Source organism: Pseudomonas lutea, from assembly GCF_000759445.1.
Lineage (GTDB): Bacteria > Pseudomonadota > Gammaproteobacteria > Pseudomonadales > Pseudomonadaceae > Aquipseudomonas > Aquipseudomonas lutea.
This window is the reverse complement of sequence record NZ_JRMB01000002.1, coordinates 322,273-345,467: the sequence shown is the minus strand read 5'-3', so window position 1 is coordinate 345,467 and position 23,195 is coordinate 322,273. Positions and strand designations below refer to the sequence as shown.

The following is a 23,195-nucleotide window of genomic DNA, read 5'->3' as shown; positions in this document are numbered from 1 at the left end:
TTCGCCAGCAAGCCGGCTCCTACAGATCCAGTATACAAATTGAAATCCACCCTTGCCCTTGCCCTTGCTGTTGCTGTTGCTGTTGCTGTTGCTGTTGCTGTTGCTGTTGCTGTTGCTGTTGCTGTGCTTTTGATCTTCCTACACAAAAAGTCCAGACACCGCAAAACGCGACTTTGGTGCAGGCCGAGCGCAGGCGATGCGCAGTGGGTTGAGCCGCATGGATGCGGCGAGAGCGCCGTCAGGACATGGATGTCCGTTCGGCGCGGGCCCACGGAGCATCGTCGGAGTGAGGGAACCCGACGAAGTCGGGCCAAACCGAGAGCAAGCCCCCTTGGTTACTTGGGGGGCTTTTTCCAAGTAACTCGCCGAAGGCGAAACGATCTGCCGTTAGGCAGATGTTCTTGATCTTTACGCTGTTGCAGACAACAACGATCAAAACGGCGCCGGACACTCAAAGCGAACCCGTTCGCCCGTCCCCGGATGGGTAAACGCCAACATGCTCGCATGCAGGCACAACCGCGGATACGCCGCCAGCGCCTCGGGATGCGCATACAACCCGTCGCCCAACAACGGATGCCCGATCGACAACATATGCACCCGCAACTGATGCGACCGCCCCGTAATCGGCGTCAGCTCTACCCGACAATGCGTGTCATACCGCTCCAGCACCTTCCAGAACGTCAGCGCGTGCTTGCCAAACTCATGATCCACCACATGCCGCGGCTTGGTCGGCGGATCGTAACGCAGCGGCAAATCAATGCTCCCGCTGTCCAGTTCTGGCTGACCCCAAGCCAATGCCGTGTAGGCCTTCTCCGTCTCGCGATCATGAAACTGCCGAGACAGCTCACGGTGGGTGTCGGCGTCACGGGCCAGCAAAATGATGCCGGACGTTTCCCAATCCAGCCGGTGGACGATTCGCGCCTCGGGGTAGCCATTTTCCTGCAGACGGGTAATCAGACAGTCCTTGTTGTCGTCAGCACGACCAGGGACCGAAAGCAGCAGGGTAGGCTTGTTCACCACCAGGACAGCGTCGTCCTGATGGAGGATATGAACGTTGGACAGCGGCATTGAACAGCCTCATCACTCAAACGGTTGCAGCACGGTCACGGCGGTGATCGCGGTGCAAAAAAAACGGGTCTTCAGTAAACGCCAACGGCGGCTCGCTCACCTGATTCCGCAAAGGGATTCAGGCAACCGAGCCGCCGTGGCGACTGCCTTTTCGATCAACGATCAGGCAGGGTAATGTTGAGTTCCAGAATCGAGCAGCTGCCGTCGTTTTCAAGGGCGACATGCACGTCATCGTTGCCGATGTTGACGTACTTGCGGATCACCTCGACCAGTTCCTTCTGCAAGGCCGGCAGGTAATCCGGGGTGCTGCGTTGGCCGCGTTCGTGCGCCACGATGATCTGTAGACGCTCTTTCGCTACCGACGCGGTGCTGGGCTTTTTGTTGGCACGAAAGAAGTCAAAAATGCTCATCAGTTACCCCCGAACAGGCGTTCGAAAAATCCTTTTTTCTGTACGTCCAGGAAGCGGTGCTCACGGTCCTTGCCCAACAGACGGTCAACGGCATCGCTGTACGCCTGGCCGGCGTCGCTCTGGTCATCGAGGATGACCGGCACGCCCTGGTTGGATGCCTTGAGCACGGCCTGGGACTCCGGGATCACGCCCAGCAGGGTGACGGCGAGGATTTCCTTGACGTCTTCAACGCCCAGCATCTCGCCCTTGCTGACGCGCTCGGGATTGTAGCGGGTCAGGAGCAGGTGCTCCTTGATCGGGTCTTCGCCACGCTCGGCGCGGCGGGACTTGCTGGCCAGCAGGCCCAGCATGCGATCGGAGTCACGTACCGAAGAGACTTCCGGGTTGGTGACGACGATGGCTTCATCGGCGAAATACATGGCCAGATGCGCGCCCGTCTCGATACCGGCAGGGGAGTCGCACACGACGTACTCGAAGGTTTCCTTGAGTTCCATCAGGACTTTTTCAACGCCTTCCTTGGTCAGCGCGTCCTTGTCACGGGTCTGGCTGGCGGCCAGGACGTAAAGACCTTCGATCTTCTTGTCCTTGATCAGCGCCTGCTGCAGGTTGGCTTCGCCGTTGACCACGTTGACGAAGTCATAAACGACACGACGCTCACAGCCCATGATCAGGTCGAGGTTACGCAGGCCGACGTCGAAGTCGACGATAACTGTTTTGTGGCCGCGCAATGCGAGACCGGTACCGATGGCGGCGCTGGTGGTGGTCTTGCCCACACCACCCTTGCCGGATGTAACCACGAGAATCTTGGCCAAGGTGTATCACCCCTAGAGGAAAAGGACATTGAGTCCCTGAAGAGCCCCTCGTGACGACGCGGCCAAAGCGGGCGAGGGCAGTGAAAGAACCGAGAAAAGGTTCGTGTTCGGGAAAACAAAAAAATGACCCGAACCTACTGGTGCCTTCGCGTCGTTTTCGCGACGAATCAGAGTGGCTTTGAAAATGGCGCAGTATCCGTTAAAGACGGGTGATGTTCAACACGTCCCCGGCCAGACTGATTTGCACACCGGCGCCCCACAGCGGATCCCTGCGCAGGTCTTCGGACACCTTGTACTGGCCGGCGATGGAGATCAGTTCGGCAACCATCTGCTGGCAGAAAATACGGGCCTTGGTGTCGCCCTTGATCCCTGCCAGCGCGCGGCCGCGCATCGGGCCGTAGACGTGAATGTTGCCGTCGGCAAGCAGCTCGGCGCCGGGGCTGACCGAGGAAATCACCACAAGGTCCGAGCCCTGCGCATAGATCTGCTGACCACCGCGCACGGGCGCGGTGATGATCTTGGTCGGCTTGATCAGCGGCTCCGGCGGCTTTTCGATGACTTCCGGCTTCTTTTTGACCTCACCCTCGATCGGATCAAGCGGGCGTTCGCGTGCGCCTGAAGGCGGCAGCACCGGCAGGTCGATTGAGATGGCGGCGGCGATGTCTTCGATGCGATTGGCGCGAATGGCCAGGGTGCGCAGGCCGTGTTGGCGGCAGATGCGCATCATCGCGGGCAGATCTATCGCGCCTTCGTCGGGCGGCAACTTGTCGAGCGCAAGCACCAGCGGTGTATTGCTGAAAAAATTCGGTGCCTGGGCGACTTTTGCCGCCAACTGACGATCCAGCGCTTCGAGGTTGTTGCGGGCCAGTTCCAGCACAGTGATGGCCAGCATGCTGCCCTTCAACTGGAACACGGGGTCCTTGTCTTGCAATTCGATTTGGCTCATGTCGGCATACAGCGGCTTGTCGCTAAAAGTGCCGAGACTTATAACGATAACGCCCGCCAGCCGCAAGGGAGGCGCAACCGTTGGCGGCCACGATCGGTACGAACCGATGTAGAATGCCCGCCTTTGTCTTGACGGAAGCTGTAATGGATCGCCCGCGTTTTCGAGCTCATTTTCTTCATCCCCGCTTCTGGCTGCTCTGGCTGGGGCTGGGCTTGCTCTGGCTGATCGTGCAATTGCCGTTTCGCGTGCTGCTGGTGATCGGGCGAGCATTGGGCTGGGTCATGTACTACCAGGCAACCGACCGCCGGATCATCGCCGCGCGCAACCTTGAGCTGTGTTTCCCGCAGTATTCAAAGGCCGAGCGCAAGCGCCTCCTCAAAGAGAACTTTGCTTCAACCGGGATCGCATTTTTTGAAATGGCCATGAGCTGGTGGTGGAGCCAGCCGCGTCTCGCCCGGCTCGCGCACATCGAAGGCCTGCATCACCTGAAGCAGGCGCAGCTGGACGGGCACGGCGTGATTCTCATGGCGCTGCACTTCACGACACTGGAAATCGGCGCGGCGCTGCTCGGTCAACAGCACACCATCGACGGCATGTACCGGGAGCACAAAAACGCGCTGTTCGATTACGTTCAGCGGCGCGGTCGCGAACGCCATAACCTGGATTCCATCGCCGTCGAGCGCGAAGACGTGCGCGGCATGATCAAGCAACTGCGCAAAGGCCGCGCCATCTGGTACGCACCGGATCAGGATTACGGCGCCAAGCAAAGCATCTTCGTGCCGCTGTTCGGCATCCAGGCCGCCACCGTCCCGGCCACCAGCAAGTTTGCCAAGCTCGGACATGCGCTGGTTGTGCCGTTCACCCAAGAGCGCCTGGCCGATGGCAGCGGCTACAAGCTGGTGATTCATCCGCCGCTCAGCGATTTCCCCGGGGAGAGCGACGAGGCGGATTGCATTCGCATCAATCAATGGGTGGAGCGTGCCGTAACCGACTGCCCCGAGCAGTACTTGTGGGCACACCGGCGCTTCAAGAGTCGCCCGCCGGGTGAGCCGAAGCTGTATAAAAAGCGTGGCTGACACCAAGAGCCGATACCCATGACGACCAGCGCTACCGAACAACTAGCCACGCACAATGCCTCGGCCGTACACCCTGGCGTCGAGCCTGTTACCGGGCTGATTCTGTCCGGCGGCGGTGCCCGCGCGGCGTATCAGGTCGGGGTGCTGGCCGGCATCGCCGACTTGCTGCCGGTAGGAGCGAAGAATCCTTTTCCGGTGATCGTCGGCACCTCCGCCGGAGCAATCAATGCGGTAAAGCTCGCCAGTGGCGCCGCCGAATTTCGCACCGCCATCCACGAACTGACTGACTTCTGGCAAGGCTTTCGCAGCCATCAAGTGCTGCGCAGCGACTGGGCAGGTGTGATTCGGCAGGCAGCGCGATTTTTTGGTCGCAGCCTGTTGGGCCTCGGTCGAAAGCAGGTGCCGGTGGCGCTGCTCAACAGTTCGCCACTCAAGGACCTGCTGACCGCACGGCTCAACCTCGACGGCATCGAGGAAGCCATCAATGCCCGGCACCTGCGCGCCGTGGCGATCACGGCGTTTGGCTACGAGTCGGGGCAGGCCGTTACGTTTTATCAGGGCAAGGGCACAATCGATTCCTGGCTGCGCCACCGCCGGATTGGTTTGCCGACGCGGTTGACCGTTGATCATCTGCTCGCGAGCTCGGCGATACCCTTGCTGTTCGCCCCCGTGAAGCTGGGCCAGGAATATTTCGGCGACGGGGCGGTGCGGCAGTCAGCGCCCATCAGTCCGGCACTGCACCTTGGCGCAAACCGCGTGCTGGTGGTGGGTGTCAGCGGCAACCCGCGCGGCCCGGGTGCGAATCCGCCTGTTCAGCGTGCGGTCAGTGGCACGCAGCCAAGCCTGGCGCAGATCAGCGGACACATGCTCAACAGCACGTTCATTGATAGCCTGGAAAGCGACATTGAACTACTGGAGCGTCTGAATCTGGTGAGCCGCATGTTGCCGGCCCCCGGCGCGCCTGCGCCGCCAACGTCATCAACGTCAGGCCATTCGCTGGCACCGGTTGAGGTGCTGGTGATTTCCCCCAGCCAGCCGATTGATGAAATTGCCGCCCGCCACCGTCGTGAATTACCGCCAGCACTGCGCACGTTTCTGCGCGGCCCGGGCGCGACCAAGACCAGCGGGGCAGGGGTGCTCAGCTATTTGCTATTCGAATCGGGGTATTGCAGCGAACTGATCGAACTGGGCCGCCGCGATGCGCTGGCCCAGAAGGACGAATTGATGCGGTTCTTGCGTTTGGATTGAGGGGTCGAGTCGTACGATCTGCCGCAGAATTGGGCGTTACCTGCGTGTCCATTGCAGATATACCCCGTTCGCGGACAAGCGCGCTCCTACACAATTTGTGGCGATCAGGCCGTCAGTTTGTCGTCCCTGAAATCGCGCAGCGCCTGCTCGATTTCTTCGCGGCTGTTCATCACGAACGGACCGTATTGCACGATCGGCTCGCCCAGCGGTTTACCTGCGATTAACAGGACACGGGCGGCTGCGTCAGCACTCAGGTGAATCTCACCGCTTTCCGACAGCCGCGCCAGACGGCTCTGACCCAGCTTTTGCGTTTGGCCAGCGATTTCTACCTCACCTTCGTACACATACAACAGCACACGGTGACCGTCGGCGATGCGCGGCGTGATGTGGCTGCCGGCGGGCATATGGAAATCAAAATACTGCGGCTCGGTGTCCGGGCGCTGCACTGCGCCGGGCTGGGAGGTCTGGCCGTCGTCGAACTGGCCAGCAATGACCACCACCTGAACGCCGTCCCGAGTCGTGATCCGCGGAATGCGCTCGGGCTGAATGTCATCGTAGCCGGCGTCACCCATCTTAGATTTAGCCGGCAGGTTGAGCCAGAGCTGGAAGCCGCGCATGGCGCCTTCTTCCTGTTCGGGCATTTCACTGTGAATGACCCCGCGCGCCGCCGTCATCCACTGCACGCCGCCGCCTTGCAGCAGACCCACATTGCCCATGTGGTCCTCGTGCCGCATGCGGCCTTCGAGCATGTACGTCACGGTCTCGAAACCGCGGTGAGGGTGCGGCGGGAAGCCGGCAATGTATTCGTCGGGGTTTTCAGAACCAAACTCGTCAAGCATCAGGAACGGGTCGAAGGATTCGATGCCAGGCCCGCCAAAGACACGGGTCAGCTTGACGCCAGCGCCGTCCGAGGTCGGTTGGCCCGCCTGGATTGACAGCACTTTACGAAATTGAGTCATGGGGCTCACTCCGGCAAATAGGAATCGCACCTATGGTAGGCCAGTCGAAGCGATGAATGGGTGAGGTTTTTGCGGGGGAATGATCGGGTTTGGCGATTGGTTTGAGCGAGGTGTGACAGTGAGCTTGCTCACGAAGAGGCCCGAAAATCCGACATATCTCCACCTGCCGGACCGCACACTTGTAGGACTGGCTTTAGCCGGGAAGACGCCGGCATTAACACCACGAATTTGATGGCGTGCCGACGGGCCTCTTCCCGGCTGAAGCCAGTCCTACAGGGATTGCTGCCAGCAGCGCCGGCAGCGTTCAGATCAAGTTACTCGGAAACCTGCAGCTTGCGGGCTTCGGTGTACACGTAACGCACTTTCTCGTACTCGAACGGCGAATCCATCTGCCCGTATCTGAAGCTGGTGGTGTAGCGACGGTCGATGGCGCGCAGCAGGTACAGCTCAGGGTGGTCTTCGCTGACCTGCGCCACGTTGAGGAAGTTGATCTGCGATTCGGCGGTGAAGTCGAACACCAGACCACCGGTGTCACGCAGGTTCGACGGGCCCAGGATAGGCAGGACCAGATACGGGCCGGCCGGCACGCCATAGAAGCCCAGGGTCTGGCCGAAGTCTTCGCTCTGCTTCTTCAAACCCATCATGGTGGCCGGGTCCCACAGCCCGGCAATGCCCAGCGTGGTGTTGACGATCAGGCGGCCGGTGGTTTCCATCGAGCGCTTGCCCTTGAACTGCAGCAGGCTGTTCAGCAGGTTGGGGACGTCGCCCAGGTTGCTGAAGAAGTTACTGACGCCGGTGCGCACGAAGCTTGGGGTCACGTATTTGTAACCGTTGACCACTGGCAGAAACACCCACTCGTCGAAGCGGTAGTTGAAGTGATAGACCCGACGGTTCCACGATTCAAGCGGGTCGTAGACGTTCAGCGCGTTGAGCGACGAGCGCTCGAACTCTTGAGCATCAAGACCCGGGTTGAATTTCAGCGACTTCAACGGCTCGGTGAAGCCATCCGGGTTGTCGATCCGCTGGACCGGGGCTGCCTGGGAAACGATCGGCGCGTCGGCCGCGTGGACGGAGCCAGCGCAGAGGAAGGCGGCGATAAGCAATAGACGTTTAGCCACGGAAAAACTCCAGCATGGCGTCGCTGTTGACGCGATAGTTCATGTTGCCGCAGTGACCGCCGTAAGGGTAAACGGTCAAGCGATCGCCAAAGGTCGTGCGCAGGAAACCGAGGTCGCCCGGGCCGAGAATCACGTCGTCGGCGTTGTGCATCACAGCGATCTTCTTGCTGCTCGCCAGGTAATCCTTCAGCGCGTACAGGCTGACTTGATCGACCAGTTGCAACAGGCTGCCGCCGTCAGTGCGAGCTCGCCACATCGGGATCACCTGCTCGGTGACGTAGCAGTCGAAATCGCACTGCAGCGCGCGCTTGAGGAACGGTGTCAGGCTGGTGCCTTCACTGATCGGCGTTTTCGGTGGAGTGATCAGGCCGCGGCGGTTGATCAGGTCCGAGGTGAACGCAATGTCGGCCGCCGAGAAGCGGAACGATGTACCGATCAACATGGCCATTTGTTCGTTGGAGAGGTGCTGCTTGGACTGCTGGAAGTCATAGAGCAGCGCATCGTTGAGGTCGATGTAACCCTTCTCACGGAAGTAACGGGTCAGCTTTTGCAGCACCAGCTCATAAAAGGTCGTGCTGTTGGTGATGCCCTTGACGTCGGTCTGAACCATCTTGTCGAGGTTGGTGATCGACGTGTAGAGGTTCACTGGCGGGTTGATCAACAGCACTTTCTTGAAGTTGAAGCTGCGGCGGGTCTCGTCGAGTTTGCTGACGAATGCCGCATCAAGCGCGCCGAGGCTGTAACCGGTGAGGTAGTACTCGGTCACCTGCAATTTGGTCTGCTGAGCACGCACCGCCTGCATGACGCGATAGAGGTCTTCGGCGTCTTCCTTGGTCACGCCGGGGGTGGCAAAACGTGAGGCAGCGCTCATGAAGTCATAGCTGGTGGGCGATGACAGCTGAACGACGTTGTAGCCTGCTCCGTAGTAGAGCTTCTTCAGGTATTCATTAAGGGTGCTGTTGTACGGCGCGCCTGTGCCGGCAATCAGGAAGATCAGCGGTGCAGGGTGGTCTTGTTTGGCGAGGCGGTAACGCAGCTTTTTCACAGCCCAGAAATTGTCCGGCAGTGTGAACTCACGCTCCGGGCGCATGGTGAGGCTGTAATCGTCCTGATCGATGTCGGCATCTTCAGGCACCTTGGCACGCAAATCCGGTGGGGTCGTGGCGATAGTCGCTTCGAACGGATTGGTCAAAGGGTAGCCATAGCTGGACGGATCGATATCGACCGCCATCACGGACGCACTCAAAAACAGGCCGCCAGAAAGGGCGGCGAGGCGCAGAAAACGAAGCATGACTAAATCCCTTGGGAAAGAAGTGCTGTTGAAATACGCAGGCTATGACACAGGTGTAGTGCCAAAGTGCCGTGACGGCGAGTGACTCTCGCATGACCCTTCGCGACGATACAGGTTATGGCAGTTCTGGCCTGTCTGCTCGTGCTTTTTTACCACCTTATGGTTTTGCCCGGGTCGCTGCGGCTATGCTGCGCGCCGTCGGTTATTTTCTGGAGTCTGTCGTGTCGCGTCGTTTGCCGTTGGTGGTGCTTTTATTCGTTCTGTTGCTGTGGCTCGCCGCCAGCTACGGCCTGCGTTACGGCCTGATGGAAGACGTGCAGTGGGTCGGGATTTGCGTGGACGAGGCGTCGAAATGGCAGTGCCAGGTTCGCTCCAGGCTGGGCCTGTTGATTCATTTCGGTGTGTTCGGGTGGGGCGCCCTGGCGGCGGCAGGGGTTGCGTTCTTTGTTCCGCGTCAGGCTGGACGAGCGCTCGCCGTCGTTGGACTGCTTCTGGGGATACTCGCGCTGGTGCTGTACACGGCCAGTCTGGCGGTCTTTGCAGTGGTGATTGCCGGGTTGCGGCTGGTACGTCATCAACAGCCCTGACTTCACAACGGGCCCAGGTTCAAGAACCAAAAGCCAAAAGCCAAAAGCCAAAAGCCAAAAGCCAAAAGCCAAGAGCAAAACGCCAGACAGCATAAAGGGGAGCCGAGGCTCCCCTTTAAATCGTTGCACGTGCTCTTTCTTATTGTTCTAGGGCGGTCTGTTGTTGTTATTGGCAACCGGTCCCTCTACAGCGTCTTCAGTGATCCCCATTCGGGATACAAGAGCAAACGTATTTTTTTGAGCGCTGATCTGCTTTGATTCCTCTTCTGTGAGAGGTCATCCAACCCGTACTGGCCGCTACCTGAGGGTAGTTTTATTATTCTCGGTCGGGCTGCGAGGCCTGGGCCTCGGTAAAGCATGTCTACTCCAAAAAAATCTGTTGGCTGCGTCTCTGTGCCGTTGTTCTTGTTATGTCAGAGCCGATTCATCTTATTTTTATTGGGTTTTCACATTTTGTTCTTGTTATGCAGGAGATATAGCAGGCTGCGTGCCAACTTTTGAAATGTGTTTAAAAACATTAAGTTAAGAAATCCAATGATGATGCGGGTGTCAGATGTAACGGATTTCTGTTTCCGTGTTACCCGCTTGGCAACCCTGACGTCGCGCAGCGGTAACACAATGTATCCGCCACGCCGCACACTCGGTTACACAGCGCCCGTGCTTATACCCACCGCTTCGCTCGGCGCCTGCACCGCCACCGCAGTGCTGATCCGCACGCTGCGCCAGAGTGCCAGCGCCATGGTCAGGCTGACGGCCGCCCATGACCATGCCTGAGGGTTGCTCAGCCCTTCGCGGAACAACTGAGGCACGATCCCGGCAGCGACGATGAACATCAGCAGGCCGATTTCCCTGCGCGGCGCGGCGACCGGCCGAATTAGATAGACCAGGGCGGGCAGCCACAGCGTTGCCGTCGGAAAGCTGCGGTACCGTGGATCGAAGACCATCGCCAACATCATCACGGCGGCTGCAAAACCGCTGGCGTACAACCACCCTCCGGCGCGCGCGTCCAGCCAGAAGAAGGCACGCTCGCGCCAGCCCGCCCTGGCTGACAACGCCAGCGCGGCATGGGCCAGCACCACGAGGTTCAGCGCCACCAGCGCCGTTGCCCAGAGGTACTCACCGGCGAAGCGACTGGTCACCCGAGCCAGCTCACCCCACGTGCCTATGCAGCAACCTGCGAACACCGCAAGCAATGGAAGCAGCAGTGCATTGCGTGGCTGCGTCACGCGGCCAGCCCACGCCAGCGTCAGCAGGGCGATGACCCCACTCGCGATCAGCCAGTACGGCCACAACGGTAGATTGGAAACCGGCCCGGCCAGCACCCCTTTGTCCTGACGGTCAGCATCGAACAAACCCCAGTACCCGCCCACCGCACCTTCCGACTGACGCTTCCATGGCTGATCGAATGCCTCAATCAGGTTGTAATGCCAGCCGTTTTGCTCGGCCATGGCGACAAAGCTGCGAATGAATACCGCCTCGTTGACTCGGCTGGGCAGTGCGGTCTCTCGCTGGCGGCCTTCGCTGGGCCAACCGGTCTCACCGATGAGAATGTCCTTGGGCGCGAATTTCTTGCCAAAGGCTTCGCGGATCTGCGCGACGTGGGCCAGGGCTTCGTCGATACCGGTTGGGTCGTCTTCCCAGTACGGCAGAAGATGGATCGTCAGGAAATCCACGGCAGGCGCAACTTCCGGGTATTGCAGCCAGTATTCCCAGACGTCGGCGTAGGTTACCGGCTGTTTGACCTGTGCTTTCACCTGGCGAATCAGCGTGGCGAGCTGCGCGCCGGTCACTTCCTTGCGCAACAGGCTTTCGTTACCCACGATCACCGCCGTCACCACATCAGGGTGAGCATTCGCCGCCTTGATCAGCGCGTTGACTTCCTTGGCGGTGTCGACCGGGTTGCCATTGACCCACGCGCCAAGCATGACTTTGAGGCCGTACTTGCGTGCGATGTCCGGGATCGACTCCAGCCCCGTCATTGAATAAGTGCGGATGCAATCGAAGCGCGTCGCCAGCAGGGCGAGGTCTGCGTCCATGCGTGCCGGTCGCAGGGTGAACGGCTGGTCGAACGGCGATTGGTCCTTGTCGAAAGGGGTATAGGACGCACATTGCAGCTTGTGCGTTGGTGTGGCGGCGTCGGGAAGGATCACCGGTTTGCCCAGCCAGTACCAATAGCCGCACAGGCCGGACAAGGCGATCACACAGGAAAACAGATACAGGAAGAACGGCGAGCGTGAGGTAACGGACATGATGGGGCCGAAGTGAGGCGAAGGCCGGCATAGTAGCAAGATGACGCGCCGGCATACCTCATCCGCGCAGCACTTTCGCCAGGCATGCAAGTTCCGGACGAATTGTCGGCCTCTTTGCGACCTCTCTGTCGTTGATGGCCTGGTGATGTCGTTTACCGGGTGAGTGGGCGTCGCTGGCAGGAAAGGCGCAAGGTGTGCGGGGGTTGATGATCAATCGGCCTGGCAGCGGTTGCCCCTGCGCAGGCACGTGGTGGAAGCGTGAAACGCGTGACTCGCCCTGAACAGGGGCATGAGTGCGACGTTATAAGAACGTTAACGATGCCCGACCGCCGTCGGGTTCTGGACTACCGGGGAAGTGAATATGACGATGCGAAAAATCCTGGGCGTCGGTGCCGCGCTGGCACTGGCCATCAGTTCCACGCTGGCCTTGGCCGACGCCAAACCCGAATTGAGCATCGGCTATGTCGATGGCTGGTCCGACAGTGTCGCTACCACTAACGTGGCCGCCGAAGTGATCAAGCAAAAGCTGGGTTATCCGGTGAAACTGCAGGCTGTCGCGGCCGGGATCATGTGGCAGGGTGTCGCCACCGGCAAACTGGACATGATGCTGTCTGCCTGGCTGCCCGTGACCCACGGCGAGTACTGGACCAAAAACAAAGACAAGGTCACTGATTACGGCCCGAACTTCAAAGACGCGAAAATTGGCCTGATCGTGCCCGAATACGTGAAGGCCAACTCGGTAGCGGATCTCAAAACCGACGAATCCTTCAAGAAAAAGATCGTCGGCATCGACGCCGGTTCTGGCGTGATGATCAAGACCGATCAGGCCATCAAGGATTACGGTCTGGACGGTTACAAACTGCAGGCGAGTTCTGGTGCTGGCATGATCGCCGAGTTGACCCGTGCCGAGAACAAGAAGGAGTCCATCGCGGTGACGGGGTGGGTGCCGCACTGGATGTTCGCGAAATGGAAGTTGAAGTTCCTCGAAGACCCGAAGGGCGTCTACGGCGCAGCTGAAACCGTCGACAACATCGGCAGCCTGGAACTGGCCAAGAAGGCCCCGGACGTGGCGGATTTCCTGAAGAAATTCCAGTGGACCGACAAGGACGAGATCGGCGAAGTCATGCTCGCGATCCAGGACGGCGCCAAACCTGACGCCGCCGCCAAGGCCTGGGTCGCCAAGCACCCGGACCGGGTCAAGGAGTGGACCGGTAAGTAATCGGTCACAAAGATTTAACGAGTTATCGAACCGCCTGGTGAGCAATCACCAGGCGGTTTTTTATTGAGCCCACCATGACCTGGCACCGGCGGCGGGCAAAACAGGCAATCGCGCGCATTTCAACTAATGTCGTTCTAATACTAAGGTCGTCTGGAGTGCTTCGCAGAGCGGACTAAAGTGCAAACCGTGACATCCATCTGTGCTGCGAGGACAAAAACAATGAACGACAGCATTTACCTCTCGATTCAGAACAGCCCGCGCTTCAAGGAGCTGGTCTCGAAAAGGGAACGATTCGCCTGGATTCTCTCGGCAATCATGCTTGGGCTCTATGCCGCCTTTATCCTTCTGATTGCGTACGGCCCCCATATTCTGGGAGCCAAGCTCAGCGCTACCTCGACCATCACCTGGGGCATGCCGATCGGCGTCGGGCTGATCGTGTCCGCGTTTGTGCTCACCGCGATCTACGTTCGCCGGGCCAACGGTGAATTCGATGATTTGAATAACGCGATTCTGAAGGAGGCACAGCAATGATCCGGCGCCTGCTTGCGGCCTTCGGCCTTGCTGCTTTCGCACCGACCCTCTGGGCAGCCGACGCGCTGACCGGTGCGGTGCAGAAGCAACCGTTGAACGTGTCGGCGATCGTCATGTTCGTGGTCTTCGTAGGGTTCACGCTCTACATCACTTACTGGGCGTCGAAAAAGAACAAGACCGCGTCGGACTACTACTCGGCAGGCGGTAAGATCACCGGTTTTCAGAACGGCCTGGCCATCGCCGGTGACTACATGTCGGCGGCGTCCTTCCTGGGGATCTCCGCGCTGGTGTACACCTCCGGCTACGACGGTCTGATCTACTCCATCGGCTTCCTCGTCGGCTGGCCGATCATCCTGTTCCTGATCGCCGAGCGCCTGCGTAACCTGGGCAAGTACACCTTCGCTGACGTAGCGTCGTATCGTTTGAAGCAGAAGGAAATCCGCACCCTGTCCGCCTGCGGTTCGCTGGTGGTGGTGGCGTTTTACCTGATCGCGCAGATGGTCGGCGCCGGCAAGTTGATCCAGCTGCTGTTCGGTCTGGATTATGCGGTAGCGGTGGTGCTCGTCGGTATCCTGATGTGCCTGTACGTGCTGTTCGGCGGCATGCTGGCCACCACCTGGGTGCAGATCATCAAGGCAGTGATGCTGCTGTCCGGCGCGTCGTTCATGGCGCTGATGGTCATGAAACACGTCAACTTCGACTTCAACGTGCTGTTCTCCGAAGCCGTGAAAGTTCACCCTAAAGGTGAAGCGATCATGAGCCCGGGCGGTCTGGTGAAAGATCCGATTTCGGCGTTCTCCCTGGGCCTGGCGCTGATGTTCGGTACTGCGGGTCTGCCTCACATTTTAATGCGCTTCTTCACCGTGAGTGATGCAAAAGAAGCCCGTAAATCGGTTCTCTACGCAACCGGCTTCATCGGCTACTTCTACATCCTGACCTTCATCATCGGCTTCGGCGCGATCTTGCTGGTGAGCACCAACCCGGCTTTCAAAGACGCGGCCGGCGCGCTGTTGGGTGGTAACAACATGGCAGCCGTTCACCTGGCCGATGCGGTCGGTGGCAGTCTGTTCCTGGGCTTTATCTCGGCGGTGGCATTCGCGACCATCCTGGCGGTGGTAGCGGGTCTGACCCTGGCGGGTGCTTCGGCGGTGTCCCATGACCTGTACGCCAGCGTCATCAAGGCAGGCAAAGCCAACGAGAAAGATGAAATCCGTGTGTCGAAGTACACCACCGTTGCGTTGGCGGTTGTGGCGATCCTGTTGGGCATCGCGTTTGAAAGCCAGAACATTGCCTTCATGGTTGGCCTGGCGTTCTCGATTGCAGCAAGCTGTAACTTCCCCGTGTTGTTGCTTTCGATGTACTGGAAAAACCTGACCACCCGCGGTGCCATGATCGGCGGCTGGATGGGCTTGATCAGTGCGGTGGTGTTGATGATTCTCGGCCCGACCATCTGGGTGCAGATTCTTCACCACGAGAAGGCGATCTTCCCTTACGAGTACCCGGCGCTGTTCTCGATTGCGATTGCATTCATCGGGATCTGGTTCTTCTCGATCACTGACAAGTCGAAAGCAGCAGAGGGTGAGCGTGCGTTGTTCTTCCCTCAGTTCGTGCGTTCCCAAACGGGCCTGGGCGCCAGCGGTGCGGTGTCGCACTGATCTGACGTAGGCTCGCTTCAAAAACGCCCCGATTTTCGGGGCGTTTTCGTTCGTGTAACTGTTCTTTTTAGCCGCAGGCTTGAAAAAGATTGAACCGGTTGCGGGCCGCTTCGCCTAATGATTAGCGTGTGGATACTCCCACAGGCCTTGTGCCAATACCGGCACTCTCCGAGAGGTGGTTAACGTGGCTAAAGACGAAAAGAAAAGTAAAAGCGAAGCTTCGAAAGCCAGCAAAGACCTGAAAGATAAGAAGGCGTCACCGGCGAAGAAATCAGCCGCTGCTTCAGCGCTTTCCAAGTCCTCAGAGAAGAAAGACAAAAAGAAAGAAGCCGAACCTAAAAAAGCCGCAAAGAAGGCAGACAGCAAGCCGGAGAAGGCAAAAAAGTCGGATAAGGAAGAAAAAGCAGAAAAGGCCGACAAGCCTGCAAAGAAGAAAAAGTGACAGCTGCACGCTGCTAGGGCGCTACGCCCTAGCTTCCCCCCGCAACGCCTTCGACATCCCCCCGCGCCAGCCCGTTATGAATCCCGTTTCACTGCGCTCAGTTCATTCAAGCTGGACAGATGCGTGTGAGTACGTCCGTTTTTAGAAGGCAAGGTGCAGGTCTACTCCAATGTTACTCAGTGGTACTTATACCCCCCGGCTGCCGCGCAAGAGTTAACTTTTACCCATAAAAAAACCGCGCCGAAGCGCGGTTTTTTATTACAACTGTTTACCCGTTATATCCTGCCCAGCAATACCAGAATCAGCAGAATCACCAGGATCGTACCGATAATGCCCGACGGGCCATAGCCCCAGCTCCGGGAGTGCGGGAATACTGGAAGTCCGCCGATTAACAGCAGGATCAGGATAATGATCAGAATTGTGCCGATGCCCATGACGAGTTCCTTCTAGTGTTCTTGGAAGATGGCTATGCAGTCCACTCTGTCACCCCATGAGGCTGATCATTGTGCTGCTTGATGAATCCGACTGTCGGGTTAATCAAAAGGTTCTAATGCCCGGAAATAAAAATAAACATTTTTAAAGTGCCCGCACGTGTCACTGCACGCGCTTATTTTTGGGATTCACTCAAAAGCGTGAAACGCACCCTCAAAAAACAGGTTTGCCTCCCATATTCAGCGAGTGGATTAAGGGTTTGTCTGACAATCCGTCTGTTTACACTCTGCGTACTTCTTCATCACTCACAAGGCGTTCGCTATGCATAACCGCATCATGATCACCGGCGCAGGGTCCGGGCTGGGGCGCGAAATCGCCCTGCGCTGGGCACGCGAAGGCTGGCAACTGGCGTTGTCCGATGTCAGCGACGGGGGGTTGCAGGAAACTCTGCGCCTGGTGCGCGAAGCGGGCGGGGAGGGGTTCATTCAACGTTGTGACGTCCGCGACTACAGTCAACTCACCGCTTTCGCGCAGGCCTGCGAACAGAAGCTTGGCGGGATCGATGTGATCGTCAACAACGCGGGCGTGGCATCCGGCGGCTTCTTCGGCGAGTTGTCGCTGGAGGATTGGGATTGGCAAATCGCGATCAACCTTATGGGCGTGGTCAAAGGCTGCAAAGCGTTCTTGCCGCTACTGGAACAGAGTAAAGGCAAGATCATTAACATTGCTTCCATGGCGGCGTTGATGCAAGGGCCCGCCATGAGCAATTACAACGTCGCGAAGGCTGGCGTGGTTGCATTGTCTGAAAGCCTGCTGATCGAGTTGCGCCAGCAAGAGGTCGGTGTGCACGTGGTATGTCCTTCATTCTTTCAGACCAACTTGCTGGATTCTTTTCGCGGCCCGACGCCAGCGATGAAGGCCCAGGTGGGCAAGTTACTGGAGAGCTCACCGATCAGCGCAGCTGACATCGCCGATTACATCTATCAGCAGGTGGCCAGCGGCGAGTTCATGATTCTGCCCCATGAGCAAGGACGAATGGCCTGGCAACTCAAGCAGAAGAATCCGCAGTTGCTCTATGACGAGATGGCCAGCATGGCGGAGAAAATGCGCGCTAAAGCCAACTCAGGCAGGTGAGCCAGGCAATTGAGCCGGTGGCCGGTCAAGCGATTCCGGGGGGTTGATTTCTGATAGGGTTGCCGTTGTTTTGGCTGTCCTGAACGAGGCTCACCGTGCTTAATTACCTGTGGTTCTTCCTTGCAGCCCTGTTTGAAATTGCCGGGTGTTATGCCTTCTGGATGTGGTTACGACAGGGCAAGAGCGCGTTGTGGGTAATCCCTGCGCTGATCAGCCTGACCCTTTTTGCAGTGCTTCTGACCCGGGTCGAGGCCACCTATGCGGGGCGCGCCTATGCCGCCTACGGTGGCATTTACGTTGTAACCTCCATCGCCTGGCTCGGCATTGTCGAGCGCGTCCGCCCATTGGGTTCGGACTGGCTTGGCGTCGGCCTTTGCGTCATCGGTGCCACCGTCATTCTGCTAGGCCCTCGCTGGTCGGCGAGTTGAGTGCCCGCGAGAGTTGAATCTCCCCAGCCTGCCTCGCCATTGTCCGTCCGCCAATCGTTTATGGCCTGGCGTAGGAAATGTCCGTCGGTCATGTACCCATCTGGTTGAAGGACGTTACTGATTTCGCTTCGGCGCATTGCTGCGCCATGAGCGGAGCGTCAATCTGCCCCCTCGGTTCAGCCAAGGGAGTAGGACGTATGCTGGTATTGACGCAGGAAGTCGGAGAGACCTTCGCCATCGACGAGGGCATTACCATCAAGATTCTGGGCATCAGCGGCAACGAAGTCCGCCTGGGCATTGAAGCCCCCTCTCAGGTGAAGATTCACCGGGCCGAGGTGTTGCGAAGAATTGCGTCACGCTTACAGCAGCGAGCCAACCGAACACCGGGGAACTGACGCGCGAGCCCTGGAGAGCCTCGAGACAGGCTAAGCGGGGGTTTACTCCTCGAAATACTCTTTAGGCACGTCGTGCTTGAGCATCAGTTGGCACTGTTGACTGTCCATGTCGAAAAAAATCACCGCCTGGCCTTTGCTGAGCGCATGCCGCACGCGCAGCACCCGGGTTTCGAGGGGCGTTTCATCACCGTTGTCGGTGCCATCGCGGGTCACGAAGTCTTCGATCAGACGGGTAAGCGTGTCGGCTTCGAGTTGGTCGTAGGGGATCAGCATGGGTTTCTCGGCAATCAGAAAGTCGCGGGGCGCAGATGCTAACGCGCCCCGCGCTGGCAGGCTATGGCCGTGGGTCAGCGCTGCCCGACCAACGTATCCACTGAAGGCACCCGCGTGTCGCTTTCCATTTGCGCGTCATGTTCCAGTTGATGGCTGAAGTTTTCCAGCGACGCGTTGGAAGGGTGCGCGTCGCTGGCGAACACCGGCGGGCTCATGATGTAAGCCGTGAGCAGGCGGCTTAGCGTGCTCAGGCTGTCAATGTGCGTGCGCTCATAACCATGGGTTGCGTCGCAGCCGAACGCCAGCAGGGCAGTCCGCGTGTCGTAGCCGGCAGTGATCGCCGAATGCGCGTCGCTGTAGTAATAGCGAAACAGGTCACGGCGCACGCTCAACTCGTTCTGCTCGCCCAGGCGCAGCAGATGCCGAGACAGGTGATAGTCATAAGGGCCGCCGGAATCCTGCATCGCGACGCTGACGGCGTGCTCGCTGGAGTGCTGACCCGGGGCGACAGGCGCAATGTCGATGCCGACGAATTCACTGACGTCCCACGGCAGGCTGCCCGCAGCGCCGCTGCCGGTCTCTTCGGTAATGGTGAACAGCGGGTGACAATCGATCAATGGCTCGACGCCGCTGTCGACAATGGCCTTGAGCGCTGCCAGCAGTGCGGCCACGCCAGCTTTGTCATCCAGGTGCCGGGCACTGATATGGCCGCTGTCGGTGAACTCGGGCAGTGGATCGAATGCCACGAAATCGCCGATGTTGATGCCCACCGATTCGCAGTCCGCGCGGGTGGCGCAGTACGCGTCCAGGCGCACCTCGACATGGTCCCAACTGATGGGCATGGTGTCGACGGCGGTGTTAAACGCATGCCCGGAGGCCATCAGCGGCAACACGCTGCCCCGGATAACGCCATTGTCGGTGAATACGCTGACTCGGCTGCCTTCGGCGAATCGGCTGGACCAGCAGCCGACGGCCGCCAGGCCCAGACGCCCGTTGTCCTTGACCTCGCGCACACTGGCGCCAATGGTGTCCAGGTGCGCGGACACGGCTCGGTCGGGGCTGTTCTGTTTGCCTTTCAACGTGGCGCGAATGGTACCGCGGCGGGTCAATTCGAACGGAATGCCCAGTTCTTCAAGACGCTCGGCCACGTAGCGCACGATCGTATCGGTAAAGCCGGTTGGGCTCGGAATCGCGAGCATTTCCAGCAGGACTTTCTGCAGATAATTCAGATCCGGTTCAAGGATGTTCGCAGTCGTCATAGGGACCTCAATGTGTGGCGCGGACTCATCGAAAGCGGAGTCACCCGCAGAGCGGTCTGATAACGACGGATCGTATGCCGACCGCTCCCGGGCGAACCTTACTGTTGCCGACGATGCGCCCTAGCCATGTGCAGGCTGGCTGTGGGGAAACAATAGATCAACGAAACGCTCGGCGGTCGGCTGGGGTTCATGGTTGGCCAGACCGCAACGCTCGTTAGCTTCGATAAATACATAGTCCGGTTGATCGGCGGCCGGCACCATCAGGTCCAGACCCACCACCGGGATGTCGAGCGCACGTGCGGCGCGTACTGCAGCGTCCTTGAGCACCGGATGCAGGATGGCAGTCACGTCTTCCAGGCACCCGCCGGTGTGCAGATTCGCAGTACGGCGCACGGCCAGTCGCTGGTCAGCGGGCAGGACACTGTCGAAGCTGAAGCCCGCCTCTTGCACGGTGCGTCGGGTTTCGTCGTCCATGGGGATCTTACTCTCGCCACCGGTGGCCGCGGAGCGACGCCGGCTTTGCGCTTCGATCAATTGACCAACGGAATGGCGGCCATCGCCCATCACCTCGGCAGGACGACGAATCGCCGCCGCCACGACGTCAAACCCGATCACCACGATGCGCAGATCAAGGCCTTCGTGGAAGCTTTCCAGCAGCACGCGGCTGTCGAACTGGCGGGCGCGTTCGACCGCAGCCTGGACGTCCTCGATGGTGCGCAGATCCACTGCCACACCCTGGCCCTGCTCGCCGTCGACCGGTTTGACCACCACACGCTGGTGTTCTTCAAGGAAGGCCAGATTGTCGTCGCCATTTCCCGCCAGACGTTGCACAGGTACTTGCAGACCCGCTGCTTTCAGCACCTTCTGGGTCATGCGCTTGTCCTGGCACAACGTCATGCTGACGGCGGTGGTGAGGTCGCTGAGCGACTCACGGCAGCGCACTCGGCGGCTGCCGTGAATCAGCGTAAATAAACCAGCTTCAGCGTCGTCTACCTGGACTTCAATGCCACGACGATGAGCTTCTTCCACGATGATGCGAGCGTAAGGGTTGAAGTTCGCCTGCGGGCCCGGACCCAGAAAGAGCTTCTCGTTGATGCCGTTTTTGCGCTTGATGGCGAACGTCGGCAGGTTACGAAAGCCCAGCTTGGCGTAGAGACTTTTGGCTTGCTCGTTGTCATGCAGCACCGACAAGTCCAGGTACGCGAGACCACGGCTCTGGAAATGCTCGACCAAATGCCTTACCAGCACCTCGCCGACGCCGGGCCGGGTGCATTGCGGGTCCACCGCCAGGCACCACAGGCTGCTGCCATGCTCGGGATCGTTAAAGGCTTTTTGGTGATTGAGACCCATAACGCTGCCAATCACAGCCTTGGTGGTCTCGTCTTCGGCGATCCAGTACACCGGCCCGCCATGGTGACGCGGGGTCAACAAAGCAGGGTCTATGGGCAGCATGCCGCGGGCGGTATACAGGTTGTTGATCGCGGTCCAGTCCTCCTGATTCTGTGCCCGGCGAATCCTGAAGCCCCTGAAGACACGCTGCGCCGGACGATAATCGCTGAACCACAGGCGCAGCGTGTCCGAAGGGTCGAGAAACAGCTGCTGCGGCGACTGTGCCAGCACTTGCTGCGGGGCCGCGACGTACAGCGCGATGTCGCGTTCGCCCTGTTTCTCGGTCAGCAAATCATTGGCCAGGGTTGCAGGGTCCGGGTAGGTGTGACCGATCAGCAGACGCCCCCAGCCGCAGTGCAGCGCCAGAGGCTCCGTATCGGGCCGGCTGCCATCTTCTGCAAGCCGCGCCTGCAGGCGCTCGTAAGACGGCGGCTGGCCACGCAGCAAGCGCTGATTGTAGATCGAAGCGTTGGCTTTCATCGGTCAGAGTCCTTGTTCGCTGAGCCACAGATTCAGCGCAGCAAGCTGCCACAGCTTGGAGCCGCGCAGTGGCGTCAGTTGACCTTGCGGATCAGTCAGCAGTTTATCCAGCATGACCGGGTTGAACAGGCCGCGATCCTGGCTCGGATCGAGCAGCAAGTCGCGGACCCAGTTCAACGTGTTGCCTTCCAGGTGCTTGAGACCGGGTACCGGGAAGTAACCTTTCTTGCGATCGATCACTTCTGAGGGGATGACCAGACGCGCGGCTTCCTTCAGCACTTGCTTGCCACCGTCGGGCAACTTGAAACGGCCGGGAACGCGCGCTGATAACTCGACCAGTCGGTAATCAAGAAACGGAGTACGTGCTTCAAGGCCCCAGGCCATGGTCATGTTGTCGACCCGTTTGACGGGGTCATCGACCAGCATCACCGTGCTGTCCAGCCGCAGCGCTTTGTCCACCGCAGCATCGGCGCCAGGCATGGCGAAGTGCTCGCGAACGAAGTCGCCCGCCGCGTCGCTGTCGGTCAGCCATTGCGGCGCAACGGTGTCCTTGTATTCAGCGTAACTGCGGTCAAAGAAGGCGTCCCGGTAAGCGCCATAGGGATCGCTGGCGCCGTCCACTTGCGGGTACCAGTGATAGCCCGCGAACAATTCGTCCGCACCTTGTCCGCTCTGGACCACTTTGCAATGCTTGGCGACTTCGCGAGACAACAGGTAGAACGCGATGCAGTCGTGGCTAACCATCGGCTCGCTCATTGCGCGGAACGCCGCGGGCAGTTGCTCGATGATTTCGCTTTCCTGAATACGCAGTTGGTGATGTTGCGTGCCGTAGTGCCTGGCAATCAGATCCGAATACTGAAACTCATCCCCGCGCTCGCCGCCGGCATCCTGAAACCCGATCGAGAACGTGGACAGGTCTTTTACGCCGACTTCGCGCAGGAGCCCGACCAGCATGCTTGAATCGACGCCTCCCGAAAGCAGCACGCCAACATCCACCGCCGCGCGCTGGCGAATGGCGACCGCTTCGCGGGTGCTGTCGAGAACCCGGTCGCGCCAGTCTTCAAGGGTCAGATTCATCTCGTCAGGACGCGGGCCGTAGGGCAGCGTCCACCAGACCTGCTGCTCAACCTTGCCTTCGGCGCTGACGCGCATCCACGACGCAGGTGGCAGCTTTTCGATGCCCGCCAGCAAGGTACGCGGCGCAGGCACCACGGCATGGAAGTTCAGGTAATGGTTGAGAGCCACCGGATCGAGCATCGGACTGATGTCGCCGCCTTTCAATAACGCGGGCAGTGCCGAGGCGAAACGCAGGCGCTTGTCTGTGCGCGAGAGGTAAAGCGGCTTCACCCCGAGACGGTCTCGGGCGATGAACAGACTGCGTTTGTCGCGCTCCCAGATAGCGAACGCAAACATGCCATTAAGCTTGGGCAGCAGGTCAGCGCCCCAGGCATGGTAGCCCTTGAGCAAAACCTCTGTGTCGCCACCGGAATGAAACTGATAGCCGAGGCTTTCGAGTTCAGCACGCAGCTCGGGGAAATTGTAAATGGCGCCGTTGAACGCCAGTGACAGGCCCAGGTGGCTGTCGATCATCGGCTGCGCGGAGCCGTCCGACAGGTCCATGATTTTCAATCGACGGTGGCCAAGGGCAATCGGCCCCTGGCTGTGAAACCCCCATGCATCCGGGCCGCGAGCCGCGAGATGATGGGTGATACGTTCTACTGCGGCGAGATCCGCAGGTTGGTTGTCAAAGCGTAGTTCGCCAGCTAATCCGCACATAAGTCCTTACCGGTTTTC

Annotated in this window: 23 protein-coding genes; 10 read left to right on the top strand and 13 right to left on the bottom strand. The window is 59.3% G+C overall.

Annotated features, from left to right (window positions below):
- Window positions 1-432: 432 nt before the first annotated feature.
- The 4 genes from LT42_RS13700 to minC form a co-directional block, all read right to left on the bottom strand.
- Complete coding sequence (locus LT42_RS13700) at window positions 433-1,068, bottom strand: RluA family pseudouridine synthase (RefSeq protein WP_037013834.1); 636 nt, start codon at window positions 1,066-1,068, stop codon at window positions 433-435.
- Window positions 1,069-1,223: 155 nt separating this feature from the next.
- On the bottom strand, window positions 1,224-1,478 hold the full coding sequence (gene minE, locus LT42_RS13695; RefSeq protein ID WP_037013831.1) for a cell division topological specificity factor MinE: 255 nt from the start codon (window positions 1,476-1,478) through the stop codon (window positions 1,224-1,226).
- On the bottom strand, window positions 1,478-2,290 hold the full coding sequence (gene minD / locus LT42_RS13690; RefSeq protein ID WP_037013830.1) for a septum site-determining protein MinD: 813 nt from the start codon (window positions 2,288-2,290) through the stop codon (window positions 1,478-1,480). The genes minE and minD overlap by 1 nt, the downstream gene beginning before the upstream one ends.
- Window positions 2,291-2,489: 199 nt before the next feature.
- Window positions 2,490-3,236: a septum site-determining protein MinC gene (gene minC / locus LT42_RS13685; RefSeq protein WP_037017265.1), complete on the bottom strand. Its 747-nt coding sequence runs from the start codon at window positions 3,234-3,236 to the stop codon at window positions 2,490-2,492.
- 143 nt (window positions 3,237-3,379) lie between these two features.
- Between minC and LT42_RS13680 the strand changes: the two genes are divergently transcribed.
- Together LT42_RS13680 and LT42_RS13675 are read left to right on the top strand one after the other, a co-directional pair.
- Window positions 3,380-4,312: a lipid A biosynthesis lauroyl acyltransferase gene (locus tag LT42_RS13680; RefSeq protein ID WP_037013829.1), complete on the top strand. Its 933-nt coding sequence runs from the start codon at window positions 3,380-3,382 to the stop codon at window positions 4,310-4,312.
- A gap of 18 nt (window positions 4,313-4,330) precedes the next feature.
- The gene (locus tag LT42_RS13675; RefSeq protein WP_037013828.1) at window positions 4,331-5,560 is read left to right on the top strand and encodes a patatin-like phospholipase family protein; all 1,230 of its coding nucleotides are present in this window, start codon (window positions 4,331-4,333) and stop codon (window positions 5,558-5,560) included.
- A 104-nt stretch (window positions 5,561-5,664) separates the two neighbouring features.
- Here LT42_RS13675 and LT42_RS13670 read toward each other — a convergent pair whose 3' ends face one another.
- From LT42_RS13670 to LT42_RS13660, 3 genes are all read right to left on the bottom strand, one after another.
- Entirely contained in the window at window positions 5,665-6,519 is an 855-nt protein-coding gene (locus LT42_RS13670) for a pirin family protein (protein ID WP_037013827.1), read from the bottom strand.
- A gap of 314 nt (window positions 6,520-6,833) precedes the next feature.
- Window positions 6,834-7,568, bottom strand: a complete 735-nt coding sequence (locus tag LT42_RS13665; protein WP_420806908.1) for an MlaA family lipoprotein — start codon at window positions 7,566-7,568, stop codon at window positions 6,834-6,836.
- A gap of 61 nt (window positions 7,569-7,629) precedes the next feature.
- Window positions 7,630-8,928, bottom strand: a complete 1,299-nt coding sequence (locus LT42_RS13660; protein WP_037013825.1) for a serine/threonine protein kinase — start codon at window positions 8,926-8,928, stop codon at window positions 7,630-7,632.
- Between the two features lie 221 nt (window positions 8,929-9,149).
- Here LT42_RS13660 and LT42_RS13655 point away from each other — a divergent pair, with 221 nt between their 5' ends.
- Window positions 9,150-9,515 carry a hypothetical protein gene (locus tag LT42_RS13655; protein WP_037017262.1) on the top strand — a complete coding sequence of 122 codons (366 nt, stop codon included), beginning with the start codon at window positions 9,150-9,152 and terminating at the stop codon, window positions 9,513-9,515.
- Window positions 9,516-10,159: 644 nt separating this feature from the next.
- On the opposite strand, the gene LT42_RS13650 is transcribed toward LT42_RS13655, so the two are convergent.
- Window positions 10,160-11,764: a glycoside hydrolase family 17 protein gene (locus LT42_RS13650; RefSeq protein ID WP_152597675.1), complete on the bottom strand. Its 1,605-nt coding sequence runs from the start codon at window positions 11,762-11,764 to the stop codon at window positions 10,160-10,162.
- Between the two features lie 361 nt (window positions 11,765-12,125).
- Here LT42_RS13650 and LT42_RS13645 point away from each other — a divergent pair, with 361 nt between their 5' ends.
- The 4 genes from LT42_RS13645 (at window position 12,126) to LT42_RS13630 (ending at window position 15,611) form a co-directional block, all read left to right on the top strand.
- Entirely contained in the window at window positions 12,126-12,983 is an 858-nt protein-coding gene (locus tag LT42_RS13645) for a glycine betaine ABC transporter substrate-binding protein (RefSeq protein WP_037013824.1), read from the top strand.
- Between the two features lie 219 nt (window positions 12,984-13,202).
- Window positions 13,203-13,514: a DUF485 domain-containing protein gene (locus tag LT42_RS13640; RefSeq protein WP_037013822.1), complete on the top strand. Its 312-nt coding sequence runs from the start codon at window positions 13,203-13,205 to the stop codon at window positions 13,512-13,514.
- Entirely contained in the window at window positions 13,511-15,169 is a 1,659-nt protein-coding gene (locus LT42_RS13635; protein ID WP_037013820.1) for a cation acetate symporter, read from the top strand. Before LT42_RS13640 ends, LT42_RS13635 begins: the two co-directional genes overlap by 4 nt.
- 184 nt (window positions 15,170-15,353) lie before the next feature.
- Window positions 15,354-15,611, top strand: a complete 258-nt coding sequence (locus LT42_RS13630) for a hypothetical protein (RefSeq protein ID WP_152597674.1) — start codon at window positions 15,354-15,356, stop codon at window positions 15,609-15,611.
- 275 nt (window positions 15,612-15,886) lie between these two features.
- Here LT42_RS13630 and LT42_RS24985 read toward each other — a convergent pair whose 3' ends face one another.
- The gene (locus LT42_RS24985; protein WP_092410703.1) at window positions 15,887-16,045 is read right to left on the bottom strand and encodes a DUF3309 family protein; all 159 of its coding nucleotides are present in this window, start codon (window positions 16,043-16,045) and stop codon (window positions 15,887-15,889) included.
- Window positions 16,046-16,364: 319 nt separating this feature from the next.
- Here LT42_RS24985 and LT42_RS13620 point away from each other — a divergent pair, with 319 nt between their 5' ends.
- From LT42_RS13620 to csrA, 3 genes are all read left to right on the top strand, one after another.
- Window positions 16,365-17,177: an SDR family oxidoreductase gene (locus LT42_RS13620; protein ID WP_037013818.1), complete on the top strand. Its 813-nt coding sequence runs from the start codon at window positions 16,365-16,367 to the stop codon at window positions 17,175-17,177.
- A gap of 95 nt (window positions 17,178-17,272) precedes the next feature.
- Window positions 17,273-17,605 (top strand): YnfA family protein, encoded by a 333-nt coding sequence (locus LT42_RS13615; RefSeq protein ID WP_037013816.1) that lies wholly within the window; start codon window positions 17,273-17,275, stop codon window positions 17,603-17,605.
- A 197-nt stretch (window positions 17,606-17,802) separates the two neighbouring features.
- On the top strand, window positions 17,803-18,000 hold the full coding sequence (gene csrA / locus LT42_RS13610; RefSeq protein WP_037013814.1) for a carbon storage regulator CsrA: 198 nt from the start codon (window positions 17,803-17,805) through the stop codon (window positions 17,998-18,000).
- Window positions 18,001-18,042: 42 nt separating this feature from the next.
- Here csrA and LT42_RS13605 read toward each other — a convergent pair whose 3' ends face one another.
- The 4 genes from LT42_RS13605 to LT42_RS13590 all read right to left on the bottom strand — a co-directional run bounded on the left by LT42_RS13605 (window position 18,043) and on the right by LT42_RS13590 (window position 23,177).
- Window positions 18,043-18,273, bottom strand: a complete 231-nt coding sequence (locus LT42_RS13605) for a YheU family protein (protein WP_037013812.1) — start codon at window positions 18,271-18,273, stop codon at window positions 18,043-18,045.
- A gap of 74 nt (window positions 18,274-18,347) precedes the next feature.
- The gene (locus LT42_RS13600) at window positions 18,348-19,532 is read right to left on the bottom strand and encodes an osmoprotectant NAGGN system M42 family peptidase (protein WP_037013810.1); all 1,185 of its coding nucleotides are present in this window, start codon (window positions 19,530-19,532) and stop codon (window positions 18,348-18,350) included.
- A 120-nt stretch (window positions 19,533-19,652) separates the two neighbouring features.
- Window positions 19,653-21,401, bottom strand: coding sequence for an N-acetylglutaminylglutamine synthetase (gene ngg / locus LT42_RS13595; protein ID WP_037013808.1), 1,749 nt, complete (start codon window positions 21,399-21,401; stop codon window positions 19,653-19,655).
- A 3-nt stretch (window positions 21,402-21,404) separates the two neighbouring features.
- Window positions 21,405-23,177 (bottom strand): N-acetylglutaminylglutamine amidotransferase, encoded by a 1,773-nt coding sequence (locus tag LT42_RS13590; RefSeq protein WP_037013807.1) that lies wholly within the window; start codon window positions 23,175-23,177, stop codon window positions 21,405-21,407.
- Between the last annotated feature and the right edge of the window lie 18 nt (window positions 23,178-23,195).

Coding starts and splice junctions, on each gene's coding strand:
- minE (WP_037013831.1), bottom strand. CDS start 1,478: ATGAGCATTTTTGACTTCTTTCGTGCCAACAAAAAGCCCAGCACCGCG.
- csrA (WP_037013814.1), top strand. CDS start 17,803: ATGCTGGTATTGACGCAGGAAGTCGGAGAGACCTTCGCCATCGACGAG.
- LT42_RS13670 (WP_037013827.1), bottom strand. CDS start 6,519: ATGACTCAATTTCGTAAAGTGCTGTCAATCCAGGCGGGCCAACCGACC.
- LT42_RS13660 (WP_037013825.1), bottom strand. CDS start 8,928: ATGCTTCGTTTTCTGCGCCTCGCCGCCCTTTCTGGCGGCCTGTTTTTG.
- ngg (WP_037013808.1), bottom strand. CDS start 21,401: ATGAAAGCCAACGCTTCGATCTACAATCAGCGCTTGCTGCGTGGCCAG.
- LT42_RS13640 (WP_037013822.1), top strand. CDS start 13,203: ATGAACGACAGCATTTACCTCTCGATTCAGAACAGCCCGCGCTTCAAG.
- LT42_RS24985 (WP_092410703.1), bottom strand. CDS start 16,045: ATGGGCATCGGCACAATTCTGATCATTATCCTGATCCTGCTGTTAATC.
- LT42_RS13680 (WP_037013829.1), top strand. CDS start 3,380: ATGGATCGCCCGCGTTTTCGAGCTCATTTTCTTCATCCCCGCTTCTGG.
- LT42_RS13700 (WP_037013834.1), bottom strand. CDS start 1,068: ATGCCGCTGTCCAACGTTCATATCCTCCATCAGGACGACGCTGTCCTG.
- LT42_RS13590 (WP_037013807.1), bottom strand. CDS start 23,177: ATGTGCGGATTAGCTGGCGAACTACGCTTTGACAACCAACCTGCGGAT.
- LT42_RS13620 (WP_037013818.1), top strand. CDS start 16,365: ATGCATAACCGCATCATGATCACCGGCGCAGGGTCCGGGCTGGGGCGC.
- LT42_RS13645 (WP_037013824.1), top strand. CDS start 12,126: ATGACGATGCGAAAAATCCTGGGCGTCGGTGCCGCGCTGGCACTGGCC.
- LT42_RS13675 (WP_037013828.1), top strand. CDS start 4,331: ATGACGACCAGCGCTACCGAACAACTAGCCACGCACAATGCCTCGGCC.
- LT42_RS13635 (WP_037013820.1), top strand. CDS start 13,511: ATGATCCGGCGCCTGCTTGCGGCCTTCGGCCTTGCTGCTTTCGCACCG.
- LT42_RS13650 (WP_152597675.1), bottom strand. CDS start 11,764: ATGTCCGTTACCTCACGCTCGCCGTTCTTCCTGTATCTGTTTTCCTGT.
- LT42_RS13605 (WP_037013812.1), bottom strand. CDS start 18,273: ATGCTGATCCCCTACGACCAACTCGAAGCCGACACGCTTACCCGTCTG.
- minC (WP_037017265.1), bottom strand. CDS start 3,236: ATGAGCCAAATCGAATTGCAAGACAAGGACCCCGTGTTCCAGTTGAAG.
- LT42_RS13600 (WP_037013810.1), bottom strand. CDS start 19,532: ATGACGACTGCGAACATCCTTGAACCGGATCTGAATTATCTGCAGAAA.